At 61.6% G+C, this 21,105-nt stretch carries 21 protein-coding genes; 11 read left to right on the plus strand and 10 right to left on the minus strand.

Annotation, left to right across the window (positions count from 1 at the left end):
* The 3 genes from IVB27_RS18815 to IVB27_RS18825 all read left to right on the plus strand — a co-directional run.
* Positions 1-196: hypothetical protein (locus tag IVB27_RS18815; protein ID WP_247444827.1), on the plus strand; the 196-nt coding region annotated here is incomplete at its 5' end.
* An 88-nt stretch (positions 197-284) separates the two neighbouring features.
* Positions 285-1,283, plus strand: a complete 999-nt coding sequence (locus IVB27_RS18820; protein ID WP_247444828.1) for a hypothetical protein — start codon at positions 285-287, stop codon at positions 1,281-1,283.
* 468 nt (positions 1,284-1,751) lie between these two features.
* Positions 1,752-2,438, plus strand: coding sequence for a hypothetical protein (locus IVB27_RS18825; RefSeq protein ID WP_247444829.1), 687 nt, complete (start codon positions 1,752-1,754; stop codon positions 2,436-2,438).
* Between the two features lie 703 nt (positions 2,439-3,141).
* Here IVB27_RS18825 and IVB27_RS18830 read toward each other — a convergent pair.
* From IVB27_RS18830 to IVB27_RS18870, 9 genes are all read right to left on the minus strand, one after another.
* Entirely contained in the window at positions 3,142-3,777 is a 636-nt protein-coding gene (locus IVB27_RS18830; RefSeq protein ID WP_247444830.1) for a response regulator transcription factor, read from the minus strand.
* 154 nt (positions 3,778-3,931) lie between these two features.
* Positions 3,932-4,549, minus strand: a complete 618-nt coding sequence (locus tag IVB27_RS18835; protein WP_247444831.1) for a response regulator — start codon at positions 4,547-4,549, stop codon at positions 3,932-3,934.
* A 111-nt stretch (positions 4,550-4,660) separates the two neighbouring features.
* Complete coding sequence (locus tag IVB27_RS18840; protein WP_247444832.1) at positions 4,661-5,392, minus strand: sensor histidine kinase; 732 nt, start codon at positions 5,390-5,392, stop codon at positions 4,661-4,663.
* Between the two features lie 751 nt (positions 5,393-6,143).
* Positions 6,144-6,809 (minus strand): outer membrane beta-barrel protein, encoded by a 666-nt coding sequence (locus IVB27_RS18845; RefSeq protein ID WP_247445011.1) that lies wholly within the window; start codon positions 6,807-6,809, stop codon positions 6,144-6,146.
* 357 nt (positions 6,810-7,166) lie between these two features.
* Positions 7,167-7,349 carry a hypothetical protein gene (locus tag IVB27_RS18850; protein ID WP_247444833.1) on the minus strand — a complete coding sequence of 61 codons (183 nt, stop codon included), beginning with the start codon at positions 7,347-7,349 and terminating at the stop codon, positions 7,167-7,169.
* A 151-nt stretch (positions 7,350-7,500) separates the two neighbouring features.
* Complete coding sequence (arcA, locus tag IVB27_RS18855; protein ID WP_247340908.1) at positions 7,501-8,748, minus strand: arginine deiminase; 1,248 nt, start codon at positions 8,746-8,748, stop codon at positions 7,501-7,503.
* A gap of 23 nt (positions 8,749-8,771) precedes the next feature.
* Positions 8,772-10,205 carry a basic amino acid/polyamine antiporter gene (locus IVB27_RS18860; protein WP_247340909.1) on the minus strand — a complete coding sequence of 478 codons (1,434 nt, stop codon included), beginning with the start codon at positions 10,203-10,205 and terminating at the stop codon, positions 8,772-8,774.
* Between the two features lie 92 nt (positions 10,206-10,297).
* Positions 10,298-13,384 carry an efflux RND transporter permease subunit gene (locus IVB27_RS18865; RefSeq protein WP_247444834.1) on the minus strand — a complete coding sequence of 1,029 codons (3,087 nt, stop codon included), beginning with the start codon at positions 13,382-13,384 and terminating at the stop codon, positions 10,298-10,300.
* The gene (locus IVB27_RS18870; RefSeq protein ID WP_247444835.1) at positions 13,381-14,490 is read right to left on the minus strand and encodes an efflux RND transporter periplasmic adaptor subunit; all 1,110 of its coding nucleotides are present in this window, start codon (positions 14,488-14,490) and stop codon (positions 13,381-13,383) included. The genes IVB27_RS18865 and IVB27_RS18870 overlap by 4 nt, the downstream gene beginning before the upstream one ends.
* A 412-nt stretch (positions 14,491-14,902) precedes the next feature.
* Here IVB27_RS18870 and IVB27_RS18875 point away from each other — a divergent pair, with 412 nt between their 5' ends.
* The 7 genes from IVB27_RS18875 to IVB27_RS18905 all read left to right on the plus strand — a co-directional run bounded on the left by IVB27_RS18875 (position 14,903) and on the right by IVB27_RS18905 (position 19,688).
* Positions 14,903-15,397, plus strand: coding sequence for a Na+/H+ antiporter subunit E (locus IVB27_RS18875; RefSeq protein ID WP_247444836.1), 495 nt, complete (start codon positions 14,903-14,905; stop codon positions 15,395-15,397).
* Positions 15,390-15,680: an MrpF/PhaF family protein gene (locus IVB27_RS18880; RefSeq protein ID WP_247340912.1), complete on the plus strand. Its 291-nt coding sequence runs from the start codon at positions 15,390-15,392 to the stop codon at positions 15,678-15,680. The genes IVB27_RS18875 and IVB27_RS18880 overlap by 8 nt, the downstream gene beginning before the upstream one ends.
* Positions 15,677-15,967, plus strand: coding sequence for a cation:proton antiporter (locus IVB27_RS18885; RefSeq protein WP_247340913.1), 291 nt, complete (start codon positions 15,677-15,679; stop codon positions 15,965-15,967). The genes IVB27_RS18880 and IVB27_RS18885 overlap by 4 nt, the downstream gene beginning before the upstream one ends.
* On the plus strand, positions 15,964-16,902 hold the full coding sequence (mbhE, locus tag IVB27_RS18890) for a hydrogen gas-evolving membrane-bound hydrogenase subunit E (protein WP_247340914.1): 939 nt from the start codon (positions 15,964-15,966) through the stop codon (positions 16,900-16,902). The genes IVB27_RS18885 and mbhE overlap by 4 nt, the downstream gene beginning before the upstream one ends.
* 2 nt (positions 16,903-16,904) lie before the next feature.
* Positions 16,905-17,246: an NADH-quinone oxidoreductase subunit K gene (locus IVB27_RS18895; protein ID WP_247340915.1), complete on the plus strand. Its 342-nt coding sequence runs from the start codon at positions 16,905-16,907 to the stop codon at positions 17,244-17,246.
* Between the two features lie 2 nt (positions 17,247-17,248).
* On the plus strand, positions 17,249-19,018 hold the full coding sequence (locus IVB27_RS18900) for a complex I subunit 5 family protein (protein WP_247444837.1): 1,770 nt from the start codon (positions 17,249-17,251) through the stop codon (positions 19,016-19,018).
* A 166-nt stretch (positions 19,019-19,184) separates the two neighbouring features.
* A complete protein-coding gene (locus IVB27_RS18905; protein WP_247444838.1) occupies positions 19,185-19,688 on the plus strand; it encodes a DUF1269 domain-containing protein in 504 nt (167 codons plus the stop codon).
* Between the two features lie 224 nt (positions 19,689-19,912).
* On the opposite strand, the gene IVB27_RS18910 is transcribed toward IVB27_RS18905, so the two are convergent.
* Positions 19,913-20,623 carry a Bax inhibitor-1/YccA family protein gene (locus IVB27_RS18910; protein WP_247444839.1) on the minus strand — a complete coding sequence of 237 codons (711 nt, stop codon included), beginning with the start codon at positions 20,621-20,623 and terminating at the stop codon, positions 19,913-19,915.
* 222 nt (positions 20,624-20,845) lie between these two features.
* On the opposite strand from IVB27_RS18910, the gene IVB27_RS18915 reads away from it, so the two are divergent.
* A complete protein-coding gene (locus tag IVB27_RS18915) occupies positions 20,846-21,040 on the plus strand; it encodes a DUF6894 family protein (protein ID WP_247444840.1) in 195 nt (64 codons plus the stop codon).
* Positions 21,041-21,105: the final 65 nt, after the last annotated feature.

Here is a 21,105-nt window from a genome sequence, read left to right on the forward strand (position 1 = left end):
ATCCACAGACAATGAGGAATTTGGCGGCGTCACCCATACCTTGACTCACAAACACATGTGGTCAGTCAAGAGAATACAAACGGCCACCTGGGCAGTTACCCTTGTCTACGCCTTCATGTTACGAATGAAGCTCCTCGATTTTCCACTGCCAGTTCGCGCATCGAATGAATGGAACCATCGAACCGCATCGAGGTAGTGGCGACCAATAGATATTGGTGGCGAGAACGCGTAGTTCCGCAGGAATCAGCAGGGGAGGCTTTACATTGCCGAACCAGGAAAGGCCCTTGAAGCCTGTCGTCGAAAGCTATGTACCGCCAGCAGGAATCCGGCATGCCGTGACGGCGGGCGAGACTTGGATATCCCTCGCCAAGCGGATCGGCATCGATCCCTGGGACCTCATCGAGTTCAACTTTCCGGGCATCAAGCTCGTCAAACAGCGCGATTTCCAACAAGCCACACGACAGGTGAACTGGTACCTGGCCGAGTATGTAGGCTGCCGCACGATGTCGCCCGACCGCCAGAATTTTGCGTTCTCTTCCGGTACGACCGGCGGGAAAGGTGGGTGGCGAGGGGGATTCATCTATCTGCCGCCAGGTACGCCGCCTCCCCCGCCGATTGCGCCCACTCCACCGGTTGCGCCCACCCCAGCGGCTCCAACCCCGCCGGCATGTGAAGGAAGCCGACCGGACTTCGCGCGCGTGCTGGACGTCAGCGAGCGGAATTTCGCGCGCAACGTCTTTGGCCCAACGCTGCCGCCGTGGGAGACAATTGCGATTACCAATGGCCTGGGAGCAGGCGGAAGACCGTGGACGAACGATGGGCCGTTCTTTAGGGGAAGCAATCCCATGGTGCCAAGCATGCGGTATGCCATCAATCTTGGCAATGTCGCGTTCAGTAACATGGCATCGCCTAACCCCACCTTCGGCCTCTTGTGCGACGACTTCGGTCGCATCTGCGACCTCTTCGTGCACGAAATGACCCACGTGTGGCAGGCGTTCAACGATTCAAATTGGACGATGGCGCGCTCCTTCTGGGCGCAGACAGTCGGTGCCGGCTACGAGTACACGCCGGGCGATTCCTGGGACTCATACAACGTCGAGCAACAGGCACACATCGTTGAAGATTGGCACAAGTACAAGATCAGTTATCCGATGCTTGCCGAGGAACGCTATCCGTACGTCCGGCTCGTGATCCGCTCTGGACGCCTCACTTTTCCTCGCGGGCTGGATCTGGTGGCGTTGAAAAAGGACCTTCAAGATCTGCGCGCAAGGCACCTGGACTAGAAATCTCGGTCACTTCTTGCACCACAAACGAAACATGCCCGGGAGTGGACACCATAGCCGAAGTGATATTTTGCTTTCCAGTGGCATGGAAAGCTTGTCCTTGGACAAGCAACTCGTCACCAACTTCAACGCATGGTAAGAGCACTCGTTCTCGGCATCCCTTCAGCACGTTGAGGCTGCGGTCAGCGCCGGCACTTCGTTGAATTCCGAACGCCTGTTTAAGAGCCTGCGCTATCTGCGACAATGTCGGCTTGGACCGCAATATCGGACGCCTGCGCTGCGGTTGAGAGCCAGAACCGGGTTTGCCGCATCCCCAAACACTGCGCGGGCACCGCGTGAGGTTCCGCCTACAAAATTGAACCGTCATCAATCGAGCGGGGACTAACCTTTCAGCGCGGCTGGGTCTGACCGCAAGTGAGAAAAGGCCGCGAATCCGCAGCAGCCGAATACCTCATATGGAACGTCTCCATGTCCGACACCCATACACGCGACCCCTCGTGGAAAACCGATTTGATCTGGCACTATTTCCACGCCGTCAGTACGGCGGCCAAGGTGCCCACCTATCGCAAATTCTACAGCAACCAAGACCCGAGCGACGAATTGGACAACCGCCATCGCGTCTATGAAATGCTGGTGGATGAGCCGCTGCACACCCATCCCACGCTGTCGACGACCTCGACGGACGAGTCGATGGAAAACTACAAGAAGAGCAAGCTGCCATGGAACCAGAACAATGGCGGCTTCCTCAAAGCGGTGAACAATGAATATTGGTGCGGTTCGATCCTCAAGATCGTGTTCGTCCGCTACATGGGCTGGAAAATGGCCGAACCGACGGCGCGCGACCAAGTGAGCGTGGGAAGGGATCCCAGCAAAGCGGTGGATTGGACAATCAAGAATCTCGAAAACAAGATGCCGGTACGGGCGTCCCTCGGCGGCGCCCATTATGTCGGCATCGTCGGCCACCGCACTACGGGGGCCGACAACAAGGTCACCGAGTTTCTGTGCCTCGACCCATGGGCCTATGGCATCGACGGCGGCAATCAGGCCATGAAATATGCCGGTACGTCGACCGCCTTTCTCGGGATCAGCAAACGCGACGGCGCGACATGGACCTATAGCAACAAGGCCGTCGCCTTCGTCGAACGCCCATCCTAGGAAATTATGGCAGCGAGTTGCCATCATGCTCGCTCGGCGCCGAGCTGTTTTAGTCGTCTACGAAATAGGATGTTTCTGAAAAATCGCGCTGATCCAGCGGTATCGTATCGCCAAAGATCTTGTCCGCGAAGCCCGCGAAAACCCGGCAAGCGCGCGCCGCAAAATGCATCTGGTCGTGCGTCTCCCGGATGATCTCGTGGTCCGAGTTCTACATGATCGCCATGCGCTCAGTCTGCGCATCGAGCAGACCGGCGCTCGCCCCTCTGGAGAGCCTTCGTTCCTGCTCTAACCGATCGGAATAGCTGCGCTCATTTCTCCGGAGGACGCAGCGGGCCGTCCGCCCACTTGCGCGCTGCAGGATCACGCAGCGGGTCGTCGTCGCATTTGGCGCAGACGTAGCGCAGCCGTCCCTCCGCTGCTTCGTCCGGCAAACCCTTCATTGGCCTGCCACAGCCAGGGCAAGACTTTCGGACCGCATAGCGCCGTGCCATCATTGTTTTATTTTCCCCGCAAGGGCACTCTAGTCCCGCAATGATGGCGAACTCAACCGGATCGCGGAAACTTGTCCAGCTGGGGGACCTTAAATGCGTCTGCGCCGGCCGCCCGGTCCGGATCCTCGGAATTCGCTGCCAGCATGCGCGTGTGCTTCGACGAGACGACGAAAACTAGCCTCGGAGCGCAGGGTCGGTCGCTGTCGTCGCACTCATGGCGCGACCAGTTTCTTTCGAATCGCATAGCGAACAAGCTCCGCCGTCGATGACATCCCGAGCTTGCGCATCGCCGCGGCACGATGGGTCTCGATGGTTTTCACACTCAATTTCAAGATGGCGCTGATCGATTTGTTGGTATGCCCCTCCGCAATGAGCTGGACCACGCTCTGCTCCCGCGAGGTGAGCAGTACGCCCGACTTGTTCTGCTTGTTGAGTTGGAAGTCCCGCAGAAGCTTTTCCAGCAACACGCCAGTGAAGTACGGCCTGCGATCAAGCAAGGCGTCTATCGCGGATATCAGGTGCTCTCGGGCATCAGACTTGAACAGGAAGCCGCGAACGCCGGCCAGAATGGCCTCCGTCAACAGTTCCTCGCTGTCATGCATCGTCAGGATTAACACCTCCGTTCGCATATGCATAGCGCTGAGGCGGCGACTCACTTCGAGTCCATTCATGAACGGCATCGAGTAATCGGCGATCAGGACGTCCGCACGCGTTTCGATCGCCAAAGCCAGGGCCTGCTCGCCGTCGCAAGCCTCGCCGCCGACGACCCAATCAGAGCGCATTTGGACGATCGCGCGCAGCCCCGACCGTACAACCTCATGATCATCGGCAATGACGATGCGCTTCACGACGGCGCTCCCGTATGTCGACCCAGAACCTATCGGGCAATCAACGGAGATGACTGGCAGCCAAGTCGGCTGACTGTATCGACCCTCTTCCGGAAAGTTATCCCACAAAACCCTGAGATCGGGTCGCGGATGTCCCGATCGCCGGAATGCTCCATCACTCGTCGACCAGTTTGGCTCTAACCGCGTATCGGACCAGACCGGCTGTCGAGTTCACATCGAGCTTCCGCATCGCGGCGGCCCGGTGAGCTTCTGTGGTCTTCACACTGAGGTTCAAGATGGCACTGATGCCCTTGTTGCTGTATCCGTCGGCAACGAGCTTGACGACCAGTTGCTCGCGGGGCGTCAGCCTCGCCTCATCGAGCGGTGCGCAATCTATATGGTCAACCCCGATTCCAACGCCGAACGATTTGTGAACCAGGAGTGAATCGACAGCCGCAAGCAGCAGCTTGTTCGCCTCCGACTTCGACAAGAAGGCCCGCGCGCCGGCCTGATAGGCCTGCTGCGCCAGCAAGCTAGAGCTGTGAACGGTAAAGATCAGGACCTCGGTGGGGAGCGAGCACTCCCTGATCCGCCGGGTCACCTCAACTCCGGTCATGCGCGGCATGGAGAAATCCAGAATGGCGACATGCGGCCTGCTCTCGATCGCGGCGGCAACTGCCTTTCTGCCGTCGCTCACCTCCGCCACGACCTCCCAATCGGCACGTTGCCCAAGCACCGCTCGGATACCTGAACGGACAGCCTCATGATCATCGGCGATCAGGATACGTTTCATGCAAAGTGCTCCTGCTTCGATCGCCGCCGCTTCGAGTACCGCAAGCCGATGGCCATATCGGAGCGCGACGGTCGCCCGACGGATCTCGTCCTTGGAGATGCGCGTCGGCTCTCATGACTGCAACAACAAGCGCCGCTTGTGCCGCTTCGCCTCGTTGCGAACCGGGATAACCGCGTACAACGTGGTCCCGGAGCTTTCCGGATCGGATCGAATCTCGAGGCTGCCGCCAAGGCGCGCGAGCCTCTCCCTCATGGCGGGAATGCCGACACCCATCGACGTCGTTCCGCCGCCTCGTTCAGCGCGGTGAGCCGCGAAGCCGCGTCCATTGTCGCTGATGGTCAGTCGAAACTGCCCGCGGGTTGCCTGGACGAGGATTTTGACCTCCGTCGCGCTCGCGTGCCGGAATATGTTCGCGAGTCCTTCCTGAACGATCCGCAGCAATGCCCTTTGGCTGTCGTATGACAGCCCGTCCACTCCAGCGTCGACGACGCTCCGGGCGCGCAAGGCGGTGCGCGCAGCAAAGCCGCGGACGTAGCATTCGATCGTCGCCTTCAGTCCTTCCTCCATCACGTCCTGTGGATGCAGCAAATATGTAAGCGAGCGGATATCCCTCAGAGCACGGTCGATCGATGCATCAACGTCGTCGCAAAGCCTATCGACGCCGTTTGCTCCGCCGACGCAGGCGCGGATTCGCATCAACCCAAGACTTGCCGCGACCAAATATTGACAAGTCGAATCATGAAGTTCCGAGGCAATCCGCTGCTGAATACCCTCCTGTATGGAAGCCAAATCACGACCGGTTGGGTTATCCGGCTGTTCTTCAGAAGACTCAAGAACGCTCATCCGGTGTCGACCGAGGCGCTTCGCGGTTCCATGTGGCTTCAACAGGCTCGCAGGAAGGCTGCACGGCTTCATTGGACGCATCCAGCTTTTAAGTCCGTCCTGGACATCGACTGTCGCCAATCGACGACCTAGATAATGACCCGTTCAACATGTCCCATGAGGGCCGCAATTCGACGCGCACCCCTAAGGGAATGACGTGCACTATCATACCTCCTGGTTTTCCATACAACCAAGGGGTTAATTCATAATACTTCAAAACCTGCGCATGACTGACATGAGTTTTCGTCCGGTATATGCAGTTTGTGCCAATCGCTGGAACCAACGCGATAAAATGAGACAATGACTGCTAAAATTCTTCGTCGCGCATCCGGACACGACCGAACGTCACCTTACGGTCCAGACCATCAGGGACGAGCTTTATGGAAATGCAGGGTGGCGTCGTTTCTGGCACATCGCCAGATGCCCGAACTATCGCACGACGACGTCCTATCGACCGCTATCTTTGGCTGAGCCCGACTTCTTCTTCGTCCGAGAGACCGGAGGAGTTTGCGGGGCCGGTACTATCACCAGTGGATGAGCGGGAACTCGCAGGCGATTCTGCCCGATGTCATCCCGGAGCGCGTCGGTATCCATGCGCTGGCTCCGCTCGACGGAATCACGGGGGTCCGCCAACGCGGCGGTTGCCGCCGTCATTCCGAAAACCGTCCACAGCAGGACGAAGAGTCGTCTCGTTGACATTTCGTATTCTTTCTCAGAAGGCGAAGTCGAGCCGCGGACCGATCCGAAGATCCCTGTAGTGCCGAATCGGAACGTTGGACGTCCGGGCCTCGTACAGCACCGTGGTCGTGAGCGACAGATTGCTCGCGAAATTATACTTCAGACCGATATCCGCCGAATAGAGCTGGTCCTGCCGTCCTGAATTCAATCCATCGGTGAACCAATAGGCTTCGAACAGAGGCGAGCTCACGACCGACCATTTGGAGTCGAGCTGCACTTCGATTCCGAGAACGGCATCGAAGCGCCAGCGGCGCGCTTCCGCAAGATCGGAAAACCGGTAGGTCAGCAGCAACAATGGCGACAGGGTGACGTTGTTGATACGAAAGTCGCGGGCCACCGATCCCATCACGTCGTTCGAGGTAAACGCGAGGCCGCGGTAGACGCCGTCGAAGTCGTAACGATTTTCGTAGATCGCCGAGAACCGCCAGCCATTCCAGTTCTCGGTCAATCGTCCTCCCAAGCGGGCGATTGCGGCATTCCCGTCCTTCTCCGTTGCGAATGCCTCATACTGCGCGCGGGCATAGAGGCGATAGGACAGGTCGTTCGTCAGGTATCCGTCCAGTCTGGCGCTGATATCGGGCTCGTAATAACCATCCGACTTGCGGGCGTCGCGCGTGAACAGAGCGTTGTCGGTAAACATCGACGACACGGAACCGACCACACTCCACGAAGGCAGCGGCAGTGCCGGCGGATCCGCCCTGAACTCTTTCAGGTCCACGTCCGCGGCCACTGCAGCAGTGGCACCCAAGGCTCCAACCAGCTGCAGAAGAACTCCAGATACACGCATCTGAACCTCGAGACTGTCGGCCCCGCCTTCCCCAACGACGCGACCATAGGCCCCGCAGTAGTTGTGTCAAGCGACGCCGACAACGCACGACCCTTTCGCGGAATGTTGTTACTGCGTGACCACACAATCTCGGATCACACAAGCTCGGAGACTGCCGAAAGAAACGTGCACATCGCTTCCTAAACCGCGCCACCGTAGACCGGCGCAGATTCATTCTGGGAGAGGTCCATCTCCGAGCATCAATGAAGCAAGCCATCCGACTGCCAGACAGATCGCGAGGATGACGATGCCGATGATCAGTGAGCGGCGCCCGGCCTTAAACAGCGCCTGCGTGGGGTCGAGCGTGTGAAACAGCTGCAAGGAAGGCGAGAGCCTCGTGACGATCCTGCCCATTGCGGGCTCGGGGCCGTCGATGCAAGCTCCTGCATGTGCCGAGGCCGCTGAACGGCCGCGAGGCCGGCCGAGCTTCCCGAACTCACGGCCTCCGATGCCTTGGGCTTCGCCCAGGCTTCATCCTGGCTTCACCCGCCAGGGTGCCTCTGCGCTAGTAGTCCACGGCGTCACGGATGATCGGGCACGTCATGCAGTGGCCGCCACCGCGACCACGGCCCAGTTCCGCCCCGACGATGGTGATGACCTCGATACCTTCTTTGCGCAGCAGTGTGTTGGTGTAGGTGTTTCGATCGTACGCGTACACCACGCCTGGCGACGCACAGACGAGGTTGGCGCCGCTGTCCCATTGCGTGCGCTCGCGCTGATAATCGCTTCCTCCCGCCTCGACCACACGAAGCTTCTTAAGACCCAGCGCTTCCTCGACGACACTGACGAATGGCTTGTTCTCGGGGTGCAACTCGACGCCACTCGGTTGGTCGCTCGGGCGATAGGAGTAGGCGCGGGTCTGATTGATGAAGTCGGGCGCGGTCAGTACGCAGTCGCGGTCGGCGAAGGTGAACACAGTGTCGAGATGCATGGCTGCGCGGATCTTGGGCATCGCCGCGACGATCACGCGTTCGGCCGCCTTCTTCGCAAACAGCGTCGCCGCGAGTTGGCTGATCGCCTGACGGGATGTACGTTCGCTCATCCCGATCAGCACGACTCCTTTGCCGATCGGCATCACGTCGCCGCCCTCCAGAGTAGCCAGCCCATGGTCGTGCGTGGGGTCGCCCCACCAGACATTGACCTTGCCGGCGAAATCAGGATGGAACTTGTAGATCGCGGTTGTGAGGATCGTTTCCTCGTGTCTGGCCGGCCAATAAAGCGAGTTGAGCGTCACGCCTCCATAGATCCAGCAGGTGGTGTCGCGCGTGTACAGCGTGTTCGGCAGCGGCGGCAGCAGGTACTCGGTGGCACCCGCCGCCTCCTTGACCATCTTGATCGCCTGGCCGCCATGCTCTTCAGGAAAGTCATGAGTCGACAGGCCACCGATCAAGGTTTCCGCAAGCGCGCGATTGTCGAGGCCGGAAAGGTAGCTCCTCAATTCGTCGATGAAGCCGAGCCCGACCTGATTGGGCACGACCTGATTGTCGAGTATCCACTTTTTACCCTCCGGTACCGCCACCGTTTCGGCCAGAAGGTTGTGCATTTCCACCACATCGACGCCCCGGTCGCGCATCTTGGTGACGAAGTCGAAATGGTCACGCTTGGCGTTCTCCACCCAGAGAACATCATCGAACAGCAACTGATCGCAGTTCGACGGCGTGAGCCGCTGATGCGCCCGACCTGGCGAGCACACCATCACCTTCCGGAGCTGACCGACCTCCGAATGAACGCCGAAGGCTGAGGAATTCGCCATTGGTGGCTCCTTTCGTACTGGGGCTAGATGCTGATATAGCCGGTAGCGAGGCCATGGATACCGACGACACATCCGATCACCGCCACCGCGAACAAGACCCATTCGGCCGGCGTGAAGAGCTGTTTGCCCTGCTCTTTCCGCGTGATGTAGTACAGGATCGTGCCGGGGGCGTAGATGATGAAGCCGAGCAGCAGGAACTTCGTCCCGCCGGCGAACAACAGGAATATCGTGTAGATCGTCGCCAGAACCGCAATGATGGTGTCCTTGCGGAGGTCGCGCGGGTCCTTTTCGTAAGTCTCTCTGCGAAAAACCAGCATCAACGCAAAGGCCGCTGACAGAAAGTACGGAATCAACGAGAGGTGGCTGCAGAGCGACAGCGCGAAGGTGAAGGCGTCGTCTGAGAACAGCGTGGCGACGAGCACCACTTGAATCAGCAGCGTGGTCATCAGCAGCGCCGATGACGGCACTTGATTGGCATTCTCTCGTGCCAGGAACGCCGGCATGTCCAGTTTTTTGGCGGCCACCGAAAGCACCTCGGCAGCCATCATCGTCCACGCCAGATAAGCGCCAAGAACCGAGACGATCACGCCGGCCCCGATAAACACCGCTCCCCAATGGCCGACCGCGGCCTCGAGCACGCCACCGACAGAGGGCTGGCGAAGCTGCGCGATCTCCGTGCGTGGCAGGACGCCGTAGGCCAATATCGACACCGACGCGAACAGCGCCAGCACGCCGAGAAATCCCGTGACGGTAGCGACACCCACGTCCTCGCGCTTCTCCGCGAAGCGCGAATAGTTGCTCGCACCCTCGATGCCCAGGAACACGAAGACGGTCACCAGCATCGTCGCCTTGACCTGCTCGAACAGGTTACCATAGTCGCCCGCCGCGCCGCCCCAGAGGTTGTCCACGAACACGGACGGCTTGAGGAAGAAGATCGACAATACCAAGAACAGCAGCAGCGGAATGATCTTGGCGACCGTGACGATGGCGTTGATTCCGGCTGCTTCCTTCACGCCGCGCAGCACCAGAAAATGGAATGCCCATATCCCGACCGAGGAGATCAGGACTGCGGTCAAGGTATTGCCCTGGCCCAAAGCGGGAAAGAATGCGCCGAGCGTCGACTTGATCAGGATCCAGTAAGACACGTTGCCGACGCAGGCGCTGGCCCAGTAGCCGAACGCCGAAAAGAAGCCGACATACGGCCCGAATCCCGCCCGCGCATAGGCGTAGACACCGGCATCGAGATCCGGCTTGCGGTTGGCCAACGTCTGAAACACGAAGCAGAGCATCAGCATGCCGGCACCGGCAATGGCCCAGGCGATGAGGGCCCCGTAGATGCCCGTCGCCTGCGCGAAGTTGCGCGGTATCGAGAATACGCCGGCACCGACCATGCCGCCGACCACCATGGCTGTCAGGGTCCGGAGCGGCAATCTTTGGACGTCCTTATTGGTGGTCATTGGAAGCGTCCCGATTATCTGTCGTCACAGATGCACCCATCACGGAGCGGAAAAACATAGGGTTGACTACCTAGCCGATGACGAGGATTCCCCTATCCGGCTTTGCTTTGCCCCTCTGACGGCTTGCGCAGAGCGGCGCCGCCGGCCCGCTCGGTCGCGCCGAACCACGCGACATAAATCGTCGGCAAGAAGACGAGCGTAAGGACCGTCGCCACCAGCAAGCCGCCCATGATCGCGAATGCCATCGGTCCCCAAAACACCGTCGGCGCGATCGGGATCATCCCGAGGACGGTGGATACGGCCGTCAACATGATCGGCCGGAACCGGGAGCTGCTGGCGTCGACTGCCGCGTCCCAGGGCGTCTTGCCGAGGGCGCGTTCCGCGTCGATCTGACCGATCAGGATGACCGCGTTCTTGCTGATCATGCCGAGGAGCGCGAGGACCCCCAGAATGGCGACGAAGCCAAGCGGCCTTCCGGACAACATCAACGCTGCGACGACCCCGATCAGCCCCAGGGGAGCCACGCTCAAGACCATGAACAGTCGAGGGAAGCTTTGGAGCTGCACCATGAGGACGGTGAACATGACCAATAGCATCACCGGCACGACCGCCAGCACGGATGCCTGCGACTTCTGACTTTCCTCCACTGTCCCACCCACCACCACGCTGTACGATGGCGGGAGCGTCTTCCGGAACTTCTCGATCGCCGGCAATAGCGAGGCGACCACGCTTTCCGGCAAGCTGTCACCGGCGATGGCGGCTTGGACCGTCAAGGTCGGAACCCGATCTCGCCTCCAGATGAGCGGAAACTCCTGGTCATACTCGAAGGACGCAAATTGGCTGAGAGGAACCGTTTGTCCGCCCGGCAGTCCCACTTGCAGATTGCGCAGACTGTCCAACGAGACCCTCTGCTCGTCGGTAGCCCGCGCCACAACGTTGACCAGGTAGATATCGTCACGGACCTGGGTGATGGGCGTGCCCGTGATGACGGCGTTCAGGACGGTCGCGGTTGCCTGCGAGCTCAGGCCGAGTTGTCGCGCCTCGTTTTGGTCGACACGGATGCGCACCTGTCGGTCGGGCTCCATCCAATCGAAATTCACCTGCTTGGTGTCCGCACTGGACGCGACGATTTTCCCGACCTGCAGCGCGATCTCGCGCACCCGCTCAACGTCAGGCCCGCTGACCCGATACTGGATCGGCCAACCGACCGGCGGCCCGAGCTCGAGCGGAGATACGAACGCGATGGCCTTGGGAAATTCTTCGGCGAGCAGCTTTTCAAGCTTGGAATGCAGGCGTTCGCGTGCGGCGACATCCTTCGCGATCACGACGGTCTGCGTGAAGAAGTCGTTCGGGAGCTGGACGTTGAGGGGCAGATAGAAGCGGATCGCACCCCGTCCGACGTAGGTGCTCCACCGCGCCACATCGAGGTCGCTCGCGAGCGCTGCATCGAGGCGCTTCGCCGCAGCTTCGCTCGCGTAGATCGAAGCGTTCTGAGGCAGGCTGACATCGACCAGTAGCTCCGGCCGATCCGACGAGGGAAAGAACTGCCGCGGGATCATCGGCATCGCCAGAACCGAGGCGACGAAGAGCGCCACCGAGATCGTAATGGTCAGCCATTTCGCGCGCATCGCCGATGTTAGGAAACTGCGGTAGATCCGGAAAATCCTGCCCGGGTCGGCTGAGTTGCCTTGCTTGGGCGGGACGAGGATCGCAGCGCCAAGCAGCGGCGTGAAAATGACCGCGACGAACCACGACACCAGCAGCGCGATCGTCACCACCGCGAACAGCGAGAACGTGTATTCGCCGGCCGAGCTTGCCGCAAAGCCGACCGGGATGAATCCCGCGATCGTCACCAGCGTGCCCGCGAGCATCGCCATCGCATGGGTCCGGTAGGCGAAGGTTGCCGCCTCGACCTTGCCGGCGCCCTCCGCCAGTTTGGTGAGGGTCGCGTCGGTCGTCGTCATCGCATCGTCGACCAGCAACGCGAGCGCGATAATCAGCGCGCCGAGCGATATCCGCTGCATGTCGATGCTCAGCAGACCCATGATCGGCAGGACGATCGCCAGCGTGAACGGTATGGCAAGCGCTATGATCAGGCCGGGTCGCACGCCGAGGCTGATGAAACTCACCACCATGATGATGGCGATCGCCTGAAGCAGCGAGACCATGAACTCCCGAATGGCGTGGTTGACCACGACGGGCTGATCCGCGACCACGCTTGGCTCGATCCCGATCGGGAGGTCCGCGGTAATCTGCGCCATCGCCTTCGTGATGTTCGCACCCAGCGCAAGAATATCACCGCCGTCCCGCATGGCGATTGCGAGTCCTATCGCCGGCTTCCCATTGACCCGAAACATCGGGTGGGGCGGGTCCGTGTAACCGCGACGCACCCGCGCGATGTCGCTCAGGCGAAGCATGCGTCCGCTCGCGGAAAAATTGATGTCGGCGATGTCCCGTTCCGACTGAAACCCGCCAGATACCCGTATCGAGATGCTGTCGGCGCTCGTCTGTATCGTTCCGGCCGGACGTACGATGTTTTGCGACTGGAGGGCCGCAATAAGGGCGGACCGGTCGACTCCGAGTGCCGCAAGCTCCTTCGTGGAGAACTCGACGAAGATCACCTCGTCCTGTTCGCCCAGGAGCTCGATCTTCGACACGTCGGGCACGAGAAGCAGCCTTGAGCGGATATCTTCGACCCGGTCGCGCAGCTCACGCTGGCTGAAGCCGTCGCTGGTAAAGCCGTAGATAATTCCGAAAGTATCGCCAAATTCGTCGTTGAACCCAGGCCCGATCACTCCGGCGGGTAGCGTATGGCGCATGTCGCCGATCGACTTGCGCACGTGGTACCAGGTGTCTGTGACCTCTCGTGCGCTGGCACTGCCTTTCAGATTCACGAAGACGGTCGAGACGCCTGCCCTGGTAAAACTTCGCAGGAAGTCGAGATGCGGCGTCTCCTGCAGGCGGCGTTCGAGGCGCTCCGTCACCTGCTTCATCGTTTCCTCGACGGACGCGCCCGGCCAAGCGGCCTGAACGACCATGGTCTTGATGATAAAGGCCGGATCTTCGTTGCGACCCAGGCGGAAATAGAACAGCCCACCCGCAACCACCGCGATGATCATCATATAGACGACCAGCGAACGGCTTTTCAGCGCCCAATCGGACAGATTGACCCCGCTCATTGCTCTGATCCGAGAACCCGGACCTTCTGGCCCGGATGAAGCGCCTGCACCCCAGCGGTAACAACGATCTCGCCGGTGTCCAATCCTTGCGAAATCACCGCCTGGGCCTCGTCGAACCGCAGAACGTCCACATTGCGCACCGACACCGTACTGGCGGTTGGATCGACGATCCACACGGCGGGTCGCTGGTTCATCCTCGTCAGGGCTGAGGCCGGAATATCGATCATCGGCCCCGCGCTCGTGCTCACCCGCCCGACGACCGTCGCACCAAGGCGCATCGCCGGCGGTGGGTCGGTCAGGCCGACCCTGACCTCGAAGGTCCTGGTCACGGCGTTGGCCTGCGCGCCCACCTCGCGGATGCGCCCCTTGGCCTTGATGGTCGGATCATCCGCCAGGCTGACCTCGACCTCCGGATCGGCCGAAGCCGATCTGACCAGTTGAGAGGGAACGTCGAAGACGGCATCGCGACCGTCTTGCCGCGCGATCCTCGCGATCATCTGTCCGGCCTGCACCACTTCCCCGGCTCCCTGACCGGTGGCGGTGATCACGCCTGGGGCATCGGCTTTCAGTTCGGTGAAGCCGACGAGGTCATGCGCGGCACTCAGCGCGGCTTCGGCGGCGTCGACTTGCGACCGCGCCGTTTGCTGGGCCTGCGTCGCGGCATCGTAGTTGACCCGTGTGGTCCAACCCTGCGCCAGGAGCGTCTCCTGACGGTCGAAATGATTGCGCGCCTGTGTCAGCTGCCCTTGTGCCGCGGCAAGCGACGCCTGTGCCTGGCGCAGCGCGTTCAACTCGTTCTGGGACTCCAATCGCGCCAGCACCTGACCGGCTTTGACCCGATCGCCGATCCTGGTGTCGTTGTTCAACAGCCGACCCGAGATCCGGAATGCCAGATTGACTTCATCTTCGGCTTCGATCCGTCCGGAGAACGTCAGGGGCGTCGTGAGCTTGCGCTTTTCCACGGTCGTCGTGCGCACTATACGAGGCGCTGGCGTGTCATTCGCTGCCGTTTCCCTCCCGCAGGCTGCCAGCACCGGCGAGAGCGCCGTCAAAATGGCCATAGCTCTGATGCGTCTGAACGAGGAATGGCTGCCGCGCTTGAACATGAGCTCTTCCGTTCCCGGTGTGAAACGTCGCCTGGCAAATCGGCTTTCCGCAGGCCTCGGTCTTCCGACGATCCCCGCCGCCATTTTTGCCGGAAGCGCCGGTCCCGGACATCGGTAAATCTACCCGATGCGTCCGGATGTAATCGCGGTTTGCCCGGGTTCGCGGCTTGGGAGATTCCCGAGACCCGATTAGGCAATCACCCGATATCGCCGCCTACGCCCAGGACACATGATGGAATCGTCCGGCGAAGCACCGGCACGCTGGCGCCGGACGAACGACCTATGATGTATCGCTACGCGCGGTCGTGCACCAACGCGAAGGCTGATCCCTTCAGGTACCCTGTAGCCCGACGATGCGATGTGATGCCGATGGAGGATTTCCAGCATGAGCGGATCCTCAGGACAACGAAACGTGCCGGCGGGCACCATCACCCGAGGGTGGTGGTCGAGCGTTGCTTCGCGTGCGGTCGGGTTCGGCTGCCTCTGGCTCGTGCTCGCTGGCGCTCAGGTCGGAGACGTTCCTGCCGCAGCGGTCGCAATCGCCGCAGCAACCTGGACAAGCTTGTACTTGCTGGAGCCGGGCAGTTCGCGGCGGTCGCTCCCAGCCATTGCCCGTCTGGCGTCGCTTTTCCTGTATCACTCCGTCGTCGCCGGAATAGACGTGGCAGGCCGCGCGCTGAACCCCCGATTGCCTCTGCGTCCCGGGTTCGTAGCCTATCCGACGCGGCTGCCGCGAGGCGTGCGGCAAAACGTTTTCACGACACTGACCAGCCTGCTGCCCGGAACAGTGCCTGCCGGCGAGGAGAACGGACAGATCATCTATCACTGCCTCGATGTCACGCAGCCGGTCCTTGCCGATCTCGCCGCCGAGGAAGCGGCACTCATTCGGGCCCTCTACAATGACTGAATTCCTGACCGCCGCCGTCGGCTTGATCCTGACGCTGCTGGCCCTCGGCCTTGTGTCGATATTGCGCGGTCCGGGCGATGCCGATCGGATGATGGCTGCGCAGCTGATCGGCACCGCGGGCATTGCCGTGCTGCTGCTCCTCGGCACCGTGACAGGCGTCCGGGCGGCCGTTGACGTGGCGTTGATCCTCGCGCTGCTCGCCACTTTCGCGTCCATCGCGTTCGTCAAAAAAGGGCTGTCCCGCCTGGAAAGCGACGGCGTCGGTTCGGCGGAGGGCAAATGAACCTCGCGCGGGACATCATGACGATTGCGTGCGTGTCGACGGGCGCGTTCTTCTTCCTGGCAGGTACAGTGGGCCTCCTTCGCTTCCCCGACACCTTGACCCGCCTCCACGCGCTGACCAAGGCAGACAACCTCGGCCTCGGATTCGTCGTGCTCGGGTTGCTCCCGCAAGCTGAAGGCCTTCGCGACGGGCTGAAGTTGATCAGCATCTGGATGTTCGCACTGCTGGCGGGCGCCACCGTCTCGCAATTGATCGCGCGCGCGGTGCGCCGAAGCGGGGCCAGATGAGCATCGCAACGGTCTTCGAGATCGCACTCGCCGCCGTGGTACTGGGCCTCGCCATCTGGACCATCGCCGTCCCCGAGACGTATTCGGCCACCGTCGGTTTCGTCGCCTACGGTCTCCTGGTTGCGCTGATCTGGGTCCGTCTCGACGCGGTCGATGTCGCACTGACGGAAGCCGCCATCGGCGGCGGCTTGGGCGGCGTTGTGCTGTTGGGTGCGGCTGCCCGGTTGCGCGATGCCGAGGCGACGGCAGCCGAACGACCAGACCGTTCTACACGTCTGATCGCCGCTATCCTGTCCGCATCGATCGCGGCAGCCCTGGCGTTCGCGATCTTGATCCTGCCCGATTATGCTCCGACGCTGGCACCGGCGGTCGTCGCGAATGCCGGGGCGACCGGAATGGCCAATCCGGTCACCAATGTCCTCATGGCATTTCGAGGGCTGGATACCATGCTCGAGAAGGTCGTGCTCCTGTTGGCCGTCGTGGGCGTCTGGTCGCTCGCGTCGGACCGGGCCTGGGGCGGCCGTCCGGGACCGCGTCACGAAGCCGACCCAAATGGCGTTCTCGCCTTCCTCGCCCGCCTGTTGCCCCCAGCGGGGATCGTCGTCGGCATTTACATGCTGTGGACAGGCGCCGATCACCCCGGCGGAGCATTTCAGGGCGGTGCGGTTCTCGCGTCCATGTGGCTGCTGGTCATCATGGCTGGATTGGCGGACACACCACCGGTGAGCAGCCGATGGCTACGGTTTATCCTGGTCGCCGGGCCCTGCCTGTTTCTTGTCGTTGGCCTCGGCGGGCTTTGTTTCGGAGCGGCCTTCCTCGCCTATCCGGTTGCGTTCGCCAAACCGCTAATTCTCGGCATCGAGGTCGCGATGATCCTCACGATCGCAGCGACCCTCGCCCTCCTCCTCGCCGGCGCGCCGGAAAGGAATACATAGCGATGAGCAGCGTATCGGTGTTCGGATTGTGCGCGGCCGCTGCGGTCGGGCTTGGGCTTTACGGCCTGATCACGAACCCGCAATCGCTCCGCAAGATCCTCGCGTTCAACTTGCTCGGCAGCGGCGTGTTCCTTCTGTTCGGGATCGTCGGACGGAGGGGGGCTGCGGCGGGTGTTGGCAACGATCCGGTGCCGCAGGCCCTGGTAATCACCGGGGTCGTGGTCGCGTTTTCCGCGACGGCAATGGCGATCGCCCTTTTGCTGCGGTTGTTCCACACCAGCGGCTCCACGACGCTCGGCAGTCGCGCGCCGACGAGCTCGCGTTCCGACGCGCCCGGCGGCTGATGATGGCCACTCCCTCCGCGCTGGCGACGACGGCGGCAGATCTCCTGCTGGTGCTGTTGATCGTCGTGCCAGTCGCAGGCGTGCTGCTGGCGTTCGCGCTCGGCGACCGCTATGTCCGGCGGGTCGCCTTCACGGTCATACCGGTCGGCCTAGCAATTTCCGGGGGCGTTCTCCTGGCGTTGCCGCAGAACGACGGTCACCTGGTCTATCTGCTCGGTGCCTGGCCACCACCTCTGGGGGTGGCCCTGCGCGCGGACGGATTGTCGGCGGTGATGCTCGCCGCCACGGCCATCGTAGTCTGTGCGGTCGCCATTTTTGCCGCAGCCGATTTTCGTCTTGCAGCAGGATACGGCCGGGCACCGTTCGCATTCTGGATTCTTCTGCTAGCGGTTTGGGCGGCGCTGAACACCATCTTCGTCGGAGGCGACCTCTTCACCCTTTACGTTGCCTTGGAATTACTGACGTTCGCCGCGGTGCCGCTGGTCTCTCTGGAGGGCCAGGCGGAGACGCTTCAGGCAGCGTTGCGCTACCTTCTCTTCGCGTTGGTCGGGTCCGTCCTCTACCTGATGGGCACGGCGCTGCTCTACGGCCTCTACGGCACGCTCGATATCGTGCTGCTGTCTCATCGCGTCTCCACGGAGCCCGGCGCGCTCATTGCGGCGGCGTTGATGACGACCGGCCTCCTCGCCAAGACCGCGCTGTTTCCGCTGCACCTCTGGCTGCCGCCCGCTCACGCCGGCGCCCCGGCCGCAGCGAGCGCGATCCTGTCCGGCCTGGTCGTGAAGGGATCGTTCTTCATCCTCCTGCGGGTGTGGTTCAACGTGCTGCCCGGCGTGCCCGGCTTTGCCGCTGCACAATTTCTGGCAGCGTTGGGAGCCGGCGCGATCGTAGTCGGAAGCATCGTCGCCCTGCGGCAGCAGCGCCTCAAGCTGCTCGTCGCTTATTCGACAATGGCCCAGATCGGGTACCTTTTCCTGCTGTTTCCACTCGCTCTCGATGCCTCAGGACGGCTCGAAACGGGACAGGCCCTGGCGGGCGGATTGATGCAGGCGATCTCCCACGCCGCCGCGAAAGCGGCAATGTTCCTGGCAGTCGGGTCGATCTACGCAGGACTGGGCCATGATCGCATCACCGGGATCCGCGGCGCCGCACGCGCCCTGCCCTTGAGCGTCATGACCTTCGGGTTAGCCGGCTTCGCACTGATGGGAATTCAACCGAGCGGCGCGTCCCTCGCAAAGGAGTTGTTGCTCCAGGAGACGGCGAGGACGGGACAGTGGTGGTGGGCTGGCGTGCTCCAGGTCGGCGGGATGTTCACGGCCGCCTATGTCGTTCTGGTACTTGCCCATGCGCTTTCGCCTCCGGATCAGCCGGTCGCCCTCGTCGCGAAGCCGCCACGCGGCAGCGGTTTGGCGGCGCTTGCCTTGGCACTCTGCTCGCTAGTGCTTGGCCTGCTGCCATGGGAGCCGTATTTGCCGATCACGTATACCGTGGAATCGAAACTGTTCGGAGTCGAAGCGCTCGTCAAATTGCTCGTAACCGTGTTCGGAGGTGCCGCGCTTGCGATCCTGCTCAGCCCCTGGCCGCATCCCCTGGCATTTTCGGCAGCCGGGAAAACGATCATGCAGCTGATCGCCCCCTTGCGGCGAACCTGTATCGGACTCGGCAGCCTCGTCGAAACGGGCGACGGCATTCTTCGCCAATGGTCGACGGCCAGCATATCCCTCCTCCTGGTCGCGTTGCTGCTCGCCGCGCTGATGTTCGCCGCCAATTGAAGGCCGGCGAAGGAATCGCGTTCCGGCAGGTCCGGAACATCCTCCCTACCCCCGAGGGTTTTCTCGGATGCCGGGTTGGCCTCTCACCTTCTAGTCTCGATGTCGCACCGTGCAGCCGGGATCAGTCCCTTCTGGACGAGCTACCTCAATGTAAACGGAGGCCTCCATGTCTGATCTTGTCGCGATCGTGTACCCGAGCGAGGCGAAGGCCGAGGACGTCCGCCAGCGGCTGCTCAAGTTGCAAAAAGAGTATCTGATCTCCATCAGCGATGCCGTCATCGCAGTGAAGACAGAAACAGGCAGCGTGAAGCTGAACCAGCTCGTCAACACCACGGCGACGGGCGCGATCTCCGGCAGCTTCTGGGGCCTCCTGATCGGCGTCCTCTTCCTCAATCCGATCATCGGTGTGGCGCTCGGCGCCGCGTCCGGAGCGCTGGGAGGCGCATTGACCGATTTTGGCATCAACGACGCGTTCGTGAAGGAGCTTTCGGCATCGCTCCACCCCGGCAACGCGGCCCTCTTCGTCCTGATCAAGAACATGACCGCCGACAAGGTCCTCAACGAGATCAAGGACGCCGGCGGCGTCGTGCTGAAGACCTCTCTGGACGAGACCAAGGAAAAGATCCTGCGCGACGCGCTCGCCAGCGCGGCGGAGCGACCGGCTTCCTGAAACCGCCGGTCTCTGCTTTCCAGCATCGACCTGAGGTGAGGCGCGCCAGTCATTTCTCGTGGTTGAGAGGGAGGCCCTGGGTAGTCGCACAGGCGGCGCGCGCGGCTACGTTCGGTGCCGTGGATAAGCTCCTCGTCGTCGACATGGATGCAGTCGTTTCGGTCATTGATCGACGAGCAGGATAGCAAAGCCGGTCCGCGACAACGACCGCTCGAGCTTAGCCTTCAGCGCCGACCGCCCAAGAGGCGCAGGAGCATCATGAACAGATTGATGAAGTTCAGATAGAGCGACAGCGCCCCGATCACGGACTTGCGACCTGCCGTGGTCTCGTCGTCCCTGTTGTCATACATCGCCTTGATCCGCTGGGTGTCGTAGGCAGTAAGCCCCGCGAAGACACCGACGCCGACGATCGAGATCAACCAATCGAGCCCCGTCGACCTCAGGAAGAGGTTGATCAGGCTTGCGACGATGACGCCGATCAGGCCCATGAACAGGAAGCTCCCAAGCCCGGACAGATCTCGCCTTGTGGAGTAACCGAAGATGCTGAGCGCTCCGAACATTGCGGCCGCGATGAAGAAGACGCGCGTGATCGAGGCACTGGTGTAGATGTGCAGCAGGATCGAGAGCGAGACACCGACCAACGCGGCATAGACGAAGAACAACAGCCGCGCCGTTGCCGCCGACAGCGTATTGATGCGCGCTCCGATAAAAAACACCAGCCCGAGCGGAGCTAGAATGAAAACCCACATCAGCGGGCTCTCCAGCAATGCGGGACCGGTAACCTCATAAGTCAGCCACGCAACAACGGCGGTCAGGCCAACGCCCGCGGCCATATAGTTGTAGATGCGCAGCATGTAGGCGCGTAATCCAACGTCGATCGCAGGCGACGTGCCAGCCGTGGTCGAGAAAGTCGCGTTCGGATCATAGTCGGACATCGCTTGGCCTCCTCGCGTCTGGGCAGGAAGTATGCACAATACCGGCCGGCCTGCGATTGCAACATCAGCTGATCACCCGATCGCAGGCAGATACAATACCTATCTCCGGACGCGCTGGTGGCCCGCGACCATAGCGTGCGCGCGAGTTCCTCATCCCTTTTGCCTAGATTCCTTACACGCTTGTCACTGGTAGCTCGCGGCACAGCGGCCTACTCAATCCGCATGCGCTACTTTTTTCATATCGTCGACAAGTACGGGCTCTGCCTGGACGGGACCGGATATGAGCACGTGGATCAGGAAGCCGCGGTCGTACACGCCAGACGTATCGCAGCAGAAATCGCAAAAGCAGGCGAATTCTGCCGCGCCAGCTTCGTGCTGATCGTCGCCGCGGCGCCTGGACCGGCCAATCGGCATTAGAGCACAGCTTCCTTCCCCGCCGGCGTCACACCGCTGCCGCGGGGTCGCGGTCGGGCCGATTTCCG

It is taken from the genome of Bradyrhizobium sp. 197, from assembly GCF_023073375.1.
Taxonomy (GTDB): Bacteria; Pseudomonadota; Alphaproteobacteria; order Rhizobiales; family Xanthobacteraceae; genus Bradyrhizobium.

What these genes read in the sequence shown, in the direction of transcription:
- IVB27_RS18825 (WP_247444829.1), top strand. Translation starts at nt 1,752, where the DNA reads ATGTCCGACACCCATACACGCGACCCCTCGTGGAAAACCGATTTGATC.
- IVB27_RS18835 (WP_247444831.1), bottom strand. Translation starts at nt 4,549, where the DNA reads ATGAAACGTATCCTGATCGCCGATGATCATGAGGCTGTCCGTTCAGGT.
- IVB27_RS18840 (WP_247444832.1), bottom strand. Translation starts at nt 5,392, where the DNA reads ATGAGCGTTCTTGAGTCTTCTGAAGAACAGCCGGATAACCCAACCGGT.
- IVB27_RS18845 (WP_247445011.1), bottom strand. Translation starts at nt 6,809, where the DNA reads ATGTTTACCGACAACGCTCTGTTCACGCGCGACGCCCGCAAGTCGGAT.
- IVB27_RS18850 (WP_247444833.1), bottom strand. Translation starts at nt 7,349, where the DNA reads ATGGGCAGGATCGTCACGAGGCTCTCGCCTTCCTTGCAGCTGTTTCAC.
- arcA (WP_247340908.1), bottom strand. Translation starts at nt 8,748, where the DNA reads ATGGCGAATTCCTCAGCCTTCGGCGTTCATTCGGAGGTCGGTCAGCTC.
- IVB27_RS18860 (WP_247340909.1), bottom strand. Translation starts at nt 10,205, where the DNA reads ATGACCACCAATAAGGACGTCCAAAGATTGCCGCTCCGGACCCTGACA.
- IVB27_RS18865 (WP_247444834.1), bottom strand. Translation starts at nt 13,384, where the DNA reads ATGAGCGGGGTCAATCTGTCCGATTGGGCGCTGAAAAGCCGTTCGCTG.
- IVB27_RS18870 (WP_247444835.1), bottom strand. Translation starts at nt 14,490, where the DNA reads ATGTTCAAGCGCGGCAGCCATTCCTCGTTCAGACGCATCAGAGCTATG.
- IVB27_RS18880 (WP_247340912.1), top strand. Translation starts at nt 15,390, where the DNA reads ATGACTGAATTCCTGACCGCCGCCGTCGGCTTGATCCTGACGCTGCTG.
- IVB27_RS18885 (WP_247340913.1), top strand. Translation starts at nt 15,677, where the DNA reads ATGAACCTCGCGCGGGACATCATGACGATTGCGTGCGTGTCGACGGGC.
- mbhE (WP_247340914.1), top strand. Translation starts at nt 15,964, where the DNA reads ATGAGCATCGCAACGGTCTTCGAGATCGCACTCGCCGCCGTGGTACTG.
- IVB27_RS18895 (WP_247340915.1), top strand. Translation starts at nt 16,905, where the DNA reads ATGAGCAGCGTATCGGTGTTCGGATTGTGCGCGGCCGCTGCGGTCGGG.
- IVB27_RS18900 (WP_247444837.1), top strand. Translation starts at nt 17,249, where the DNA reads ATGGCCACTCCCTCCGCGCTGGCGACGACGGCGGCAGATCTCCTGCTG.
- IVB27_RS18905 (WP_247444838.1), top strand. Translation starts at nt 19,185, where the DNA reads ATGTCTGATCTTGTCGCGATCGTGTACCCGAGCGAGGCGAAGGCCGAG.
- IVB27_RS18910 (WP_247444839.1), bottom strand. Translation starts at nt 20,623, where the DNA reads ATGTCCGACTATGATCCGAACGCGACTTTCTCGACCACGGCTGGCACG.
- IVB27_RS18915 (WP_247444840.1), top strand. Translation starts at nt 20,846, where the DNA reads ATGCGCTACTTTTTTCATATCGTCGACAAGTACGGGCTCTGCCTGGAC.